Origin of the sequence: Chitinophaga sp. (assembly GCF_036566945.1) — a bacterium.
In the GTDB taxonomy this organism is placed as follows: domain Bacteria; phylum Bacteroidota; class Bacteroidia; order Chitinophagales; family Chitinophagaceae; genus Chitinophaga.
Genome location: NZ_DATCVJ010001026.1, coordinates 1 through 6125, shown reverse-complemented (window position 1 = coordinate 6125; position 6125 = coordinate 1). Strand labels below are relative to the sequence as shown.

Sequence of the window (6125 nt, the reverse complement as noted above, 5' to 3'; positions counted from 1 at the left end):
CTACCTGGGTGCATGAACATGTAGATACGACCATAGAAGATCCCCGTTTTTATCAATTTACTACCGTGTCAGAGCTGCTGCCGGAATTAATCGCATGAAACAATTATTAGACCTGAATACCTGGCCAAGAAAAGATCATTTTCATTTCTTTAGCCGTTTTGAAGAACCATTTTTTGGGGTTTGTGTAGACATCGACTGCACGGCTACCTACGAACAAGCCCGGGCAACGGGCAGTTCCTTCTTTTTACTGTATCTGCACAAATCGCTGGCCGCCGCTAATGAGGTGGTCCCTTTCCGCTACCGGATTACAGATGGGGAGGTATGGATGTACGACCAGGTGCATGCATCGCCTACCATTGACCGGCCCGATGGTACTTTTGGTTTCGCTTACATGGATTATTATAATGATTTCAGCGAGTTTGAGGTACATAGCAAGATAGAAACAGAACGGGTCAGAAATAGCAGCGGACTGGTACCTGCTATATCGGGAGAAAATGTGATCCATTATTCTTCCCTGCCCTGGATCAACTTTACGGCAATTTCCCACGCACGCAGTTTTTCTTTTAAAGATAGCTGCCCGAAAATATCTTTTGGGAAGATGAGAGAGGAAGGGGACCATAAGTACATGCCGGTATCGGTGCATGTACATCATGCATTAATGGATGGATTTCATGTAGCACAGTTCCTCGAAAATTTTCAGGAGCGGATGAATAGGAGGTAAGAATTACGAATTACGAATTACGAATTACGGATTTGTGGGGAGATCTCCGCGTTTACTTTCTCCCCACAAATTCGTAATTCGTAATTCGTAATTCGTAATTCGTAATTCGTAATTCGTAATTCGTAATTCCCCAAGGGTTTGGAAGAAAAGTTTATCATGTCGTAGTAATGACGTAGTGCCTTAGGAACGTTTTTTTATGCAAACGTTTACATTTGGACGTACTGTAAATTTTTCAACCAAACCCACCCCGTATGAAAACGCTACCATGGTTAGCCTTCCTGATCGTGTGCGCTTGCACCACGATTGCCCAGACTCCTTTTCGTGTAATTGGCTATATGCCCTCCTGGGCCGGCAATGTAAGCCAGGTGCAGTATAGCAAGTTAACGCATATTAACTATGCCTTCCTGTTGCCTACCAGCACCGGCGGCTTGCAGGCCATCGACAACCCCACCAAGTTGCAGAGTCTTGTCAGCACCGCACATGCCAATAATGTAAAAGTGCTGATCTCCGTAGGCGGCTGGAACGATGGCAATGACAGCGGCTTTGAAGGACTGGCCGCCAATAGTACCTACCGGAATAATTTTGTGACGAACATGATCAACTTCGTCAACCAGTACGGACTGGATGGAGTAGACATTGACTGGGAGTATCCCGATGCCGGTGCTTCGGCCAACAATTACGTGACCCTGATGACGCAGCTCAGCACCGAGATGCATAACCGGGGCAAGTTGCTCACCGGCGCTATTGTGGGCACCGGCGGCGCGAGTATCTTAAACAGCGCCTTCGCCCTGGTAGATTTTTACAACCTCATGGCGTATGACTACAACAACTTCGATCACTCCACTTACAATTACGCATCACAATCTGTGAGCTACTGGCGTGGCCGCGGACTGCCGGCTTCAAAAACAGTATTGGGTGTACCTTTTTACGGTCGTCCTACCTGGGAGTCCTATGCCCAGCTGATTGCCCGCGGTGCCAATCCCTATGCCGATGTATTCGACAACGTAGGCTATAACGGTATCACCACCATCAAGCAAAAAACAAATCTCGCTTTTGATCAGGGCAGCGGTATCATGATCTGGGAATTATCGCAGGACGCTACCGGGGCTAATTCTTTACTATCTGCTATCCACGAAGTAGTGTTGACCAGAACCGGCAACCCCGGCAGCAACGCACCGATCGGACAAACCATTTGGCTGCGGGGGAATAATAACTTGTATGTGAGCAGTGAAAATGGCACCATGGCCATGAACTGCAACCGGGCCAGCGCACAGGGCTGGGAACAGTTTACCGTGGTCGATGCGGGTGGCGGCAAAATAGCATTACGCAGCCAGAACAAGTATGTATCTTCCGAAAATGGTACACAGGCCATTACGTGTAACCGTGCCAGTATACAGGACTGGGAGAAGTTTACCTGGATCAGTAACAGCAACGGTACCATTTCCCTGCAATGTAATAACGATGGTTACATCTGTTCAGAAAACGGTGTACAGGCGATGAGCTCCTGGAGAACTACTGTAGGTACCTGGGAATCCTTCAACTTCGGTATCGTAAGTCTGGCTGCACTGGCTGCCCCCACGGCTATGACCGCCGCTGTTTCAAAAAATATTTTGGCAGAAGAAGCCACCACGGCAATACAGGTATATCCTAACCCGATCAATGCCGGCACTACGTTTACGGTTACACTCCGCGACTATAATAGTAAGGCCCCCGTAAAGGCAACGATGACCGGGACCAATTTGCAGCCGGTGATGACACAACAACCCAACGCCCGCAGCTTTAGAGTCAATACCAGCAATATTCCTGCAGGGGCTTATATTCTCGAAGTGCTGCACGATAATAAGCGATTAACGAAAAAGATCATTGTACTGTAATCTATTTTTTCACCCACAATTCCATCAGTATGAATTCCACTTGTTTCTCACGCTATGCAGTAGCAGCATGGCTGTTATTATTCAGCGGCAGCATTGTTTCCTGCCGTAAAGACCTGCAACCCGCCAGTAACCCGGCGGCCGCGAGTCCCAACGCATTGGTGGGCATTAATGCCATCAACAGCACCTGGTCGGTGAACTGGGACAATTACACGAGCGGTACTACTTACACCACCGCAAACGCCAACGCCGATTTCGGGAATGTTACCGGCTGGAACGAATCCCGCGCCTACAATTCCAATGGCAACCTGCGCATTCAATTAGACCCCAACGCACTTTCCGGCGCTGGTGGGGTAGTGGCCAACATCGATGTGTCCGACGGCGCCGCTTATGAAATGGATTATGATATCCGTTTTCATAGTCAGTTCGACTGGAGCCGGGGGGGTAAAGTGGGCTTTGGTTTTTCTATCGGAGATGGTAATACAGGCGGTGATCCGGCCTGGGATGGCAACGGCGGTACCCTGCGGCTCATGTGGTATCAGAACGATGCAGGCAGGGTTTATTTTCAGCCTTATCTGTACTATAAAGATCAGCCTGGACAGTATGGTGATGACTTCGGTCTTTCTTACCCCGCTACCGGCAGTATCCAAAAAGGCACTACCTATCATGTGCATCTGTATATTAAAAGCAATACCGGCAGTAATACGGACGGGCACGTACAAATCGTGATCAACAATACCGTATTACTCGACCGCGATATCCGCTGGACCACCAACGACAGTAAACGATTGATCAGAGGCGTTACCTTCCATACGTTCCGCGGTGGTAGCCAGTCTTACTGGGAGTCTTCTACCGTAGGATATATCTATTACGATAACCTCAGCGTACATAAAATTAATTAGCGCTGTTTTCAGGATGGCAAACGTTCACCGTCTGCCATCCTGTTTTTATTTTAGTCCTGCAGGCTTTTCAGGTAAGCCGGATAATCGGTCCCCATGATCACTTCATCTGCATTTCTTTTTCCGATGATCACGTCGTGCATCTCCGTCCAGGTAACGCCCATGGCGGCCACTCTTTTCTTTAATGTTTCGGCTGGGATGTCTCTGCAATAAATAGACGAACCGGGTTGCTGCCGCCAGGAGTGATGTATATCCCCCACATCTACCGGGTCGAAACCTAATGCGTCTACCAGGGTAAACACTACTTCCTTAGCGGCGGTGCTGTCACCGGAAACGGCCAATGCGATGCGGTCTTTCTCTCTTTTGGGTTTGCCCAGATCGTTCAGACTTTCTGCACTGATGGAATTAAATACCTTAATAACGGGAACGCCTAATTGTTCCTGCACCCATAGGCTGTCTATGCCATGTTGGATAAGTGCGGGTATCACGCCGTCGCGCAGATTAGGGTAATAATTGCCGGTGTCAATAACGACCACATCTTTCGGCAGTTGTTTAAAAGCGTTTTTAGGAAGAGCAGGTATACTTTTTTGAGGGATGGTCACAATGATCACCTGCTTATTTTTGATCGCATCTTCTACCGTGGCGGCTGTAGCGCCAATATCTGCTGCCAGTTGTTGTAAAGACGCGGGTCCCCGGGAGTTCGCCAGGGCAACGGTATGCCCCAGTTTAACAAGTTTTGACGCCAGGCAACTGCCAATAGCGCCTGCACCGATAATGCCTATGTTCATAGTAAATACTTTTTTCAAGGTTGTCTGAATGAGTAACTTTAAAGTTACATAAATTTATAAGTAACTTTTGAGTTACGCAAATTTATTTCCGCAGAAAACCGAAAATGCATTTTGCAAATTCGCTGCGGTTGTATTATTTTCATGCATCACTACCCATATGATTAACAGATACCACCCTTGATCCACCAGCATGAACAGGAACTATTGCTCTCCGTTGCCAAAGGAGATGAGCGGAGCTTCCAGGCGCTCGTGAAGCAATACTGGCCACAGATTTATGGTACTGCGCTTCGGTTAACACGCTCACCTGAACAGGCCAAAGACCTGTCGCAGGACATTTTCGTGAAATTATGGAACAGCCGGGAGAAGCTGCCGGAAGTAGATAACCCCGGCGCCTTTATATATGTATGCGCCCGCAACCTGATCATGGAGCACCTGCGCAAAAAAGTGTTGCATACCGATAACCTCGATATGCTGACGGATCATCTGGCAGAGGCCCCCTTCAGCGATGCACAGAGCGGAATGGAATACAAGGAGCTGGAGAAGATCCTGCTGCTGGCCATTGAACACCTGCCGGAAAAAGTAAAAGAGGTATTTGTATTGCATCGTTTTAATGGGCTGAGTCATGTGCAGATCTCCCAACAACTGAATATTTCGGTGGTGAGTTCCCAGACCTATATCGTCAGGGCCCTGCGCAGTATCCGGGAATATATCAGCCGCCATTCGGAAAGTATTTTTATCCTGTTACTTTTCTTGTCCAATTATTTTTCCAATTGACTGTCTTATCCCTGATTTATTTTCCGTCCTTACAAGAGAGGAGGTTGAAGTCGTTTAAATCTGCCACCACGTATGTCTGAAAAAACTTTTGAAGCATTATTTAATCAGTATATGAGCGGATCGCTGCCAGCAGCGGATTTGCGGCTGTTCAGGTCTATGGCCATGCTGCCGGAAAACAAAGCGCGGTTGTCGCAGCTGTTGCAGGAGGCATTTACTGATCCGGCGTTTGCAGAACACGCCGATTTTAACGCGGAAGAAATGGCGCGGGAGATCATGCAAAAAGTACGGCAAAATGAAGCCATTACACCGGTGATTCATCGGGAGCAATTACCACTTATTTCCCGTTCCTGGTTTAAATATGCAGCCGCGGCGGCTATCTTTTTATTATTACTCGCGGGCAGCTGGCAATGGCATGCCCGTCAGCAACATCCCGAATCTTTGTTGGTACACCAGACATTATTGCAGGCTCCTGCTGCGCATCCGATCTTGATTTTAGGAGATGGCTCCCGGATTTCGCTGGACAGTGCTGCTTTGGGCGCCATTGCCCAACAGGGCGCTACCCAGGTGCTGAAGCTGGCAAATGGAGAACTGGCCTACCACAACGCTCCCGGCAAAGAAAGCAGTGTTCTCTTTAATACCATGCAAACGCCTAATGGTTGTCAGTATCAGCTCACCTTGCCCGATGGATCTAAAGTGTGGCTGAATGCAGCTTCCAGTATCCGTTATCCTACTGCTTTTCCTGCGGATAACAGAACAGTGGAAGTTACGGGAGAAGCTTACTTCGACATTGCCAAAGATGAAAACAAACCTTTTACCGTGGCCGTTAAAGGCATGCAGGTACAGGTACTGGGTACCACATTTAATGTGATGGCCTATGCAGACGAAGAAGTGGTGAAAACCACGCTGGTACAAGGGGCGGTAAAAATAAATGCACAAACTTTATTACATCCCGGAGAGCAGGCAGTCCTTCACCCATCTTCCGGAAAAGTGGAGGTAAATACAGCAGACCTGGAAGAAACACAGGGCTGGAAGAATGGAGAATTTTATTTCCGGGAAACAAATATCCGCAGCA

At 48.1% G+C, this 6125-nt stretch carries 6 protein-coding genes; 5 read left to right on the top strand and 1 reads right to left on the bottom strand.

Annotation, left to right across the window (positions count from 1 at the left end):
* Nucleotides 1-94: 94 nt before the first annotated feature.
* The 3 genes from VIP81_RS30900 (at nt 95) to VIP81_RS30890 (ending at nt 3494) form a co-directional block, all read left to right on the top strand.
* Complete coding sequence (locus VIP81_RS30900) at nt 95-721, top strand: chloramphenicol acetyltransferase (protein WP_331971133.1); 627 nt, start codon at nt 95-97, stop codon at nt 719-721.
* Nucleotides 722-972: 251 nt separating this feature from the next.
* Nucleotides 973-2595, top strand: coding sequence for a glycosyl hydrolase family 18 protein (locus tag VIP81_RS30895; protein WP_331971130.1), 1623 nt, complete (start codon nt 973-975; stop codon nt 2593-2595).
* 29 nt (nt 2596-2624) lie between these two features.
* Complete coding sequence (locus VIP81_RS30890) at nt 2625-3494, top strand: polysaccharide lyase (protein ID WP_331971127.1); 870 nt, start codon at nt 2625-2627, stop codon at nt 3492-3494.
* Between the two features lie 50 nt (nt 3495-3544).
* Here VIP81_RS30890 and VIP81_RS30885 read toward each other — a convergent pair whose 3' ends face one another.
* The gene (locus VIP81_RS30885; protein ID WP_331971124.1) at nt 3545-4297 is read right to left on the bottom strand and encodes an NADPH-dependent F420 reductase; all 753 of its coding nucleotides are present in this window, start codon (nt 4295-4297) and stop codon (nt 3545-3547) included.
* A gap of 159 nt (nt 4298-4456) precedes the next feature.
* Here VIP81_RS30885 and VIP81_RS30880 point away from each other — a divergent pair, with 159 nt between their 5' ends.
* Nucleotides 4457-5053, top strand: coding sequence for an RNA polymerase sigma factor (locus VIP81_RS30880; protein WP_331971121.1), 597 nt, complete (start codon nt 4457-4459; stop codon nt 5051-5053).
* A 72-nt stretch (nt 5054-5125) separates the two neighbouring features.
* Nucleotides 5126-6125, top strand: a 1000-nt coding sequence (locus VIP81_RS30875) for a FecR family protein (RefSeq protein ID WP_331971118.1), incomplete at its 3' end; no start/stop codon positions are given.

What these genes read in the sequence shown, in the direction of transcription:
- VIP81_RS30890 (WP_331971127.1), top strand. Translation starts at nt 2,625, where the DNA reads ATGAATTCCACTTGTTTCTCACGCTATGCAGTAGCAGCATGGCTGTTA.
- VIP81_RS30900 (WP_331971133.1), top strand. Translation starts at nt 95, where the DNA reads ATGAAACAATTATTAGACCTGAATACCTGGCCAAGAAAAGATCATTTT.
- VIP81_RS30895 (WP_331971130.1), top strand. Translation starts at nt 973, where the DNA reads ATGAAAACGCTACCATGGTTAGCCTTCCTGATCGTGTGCGCTTGCACC.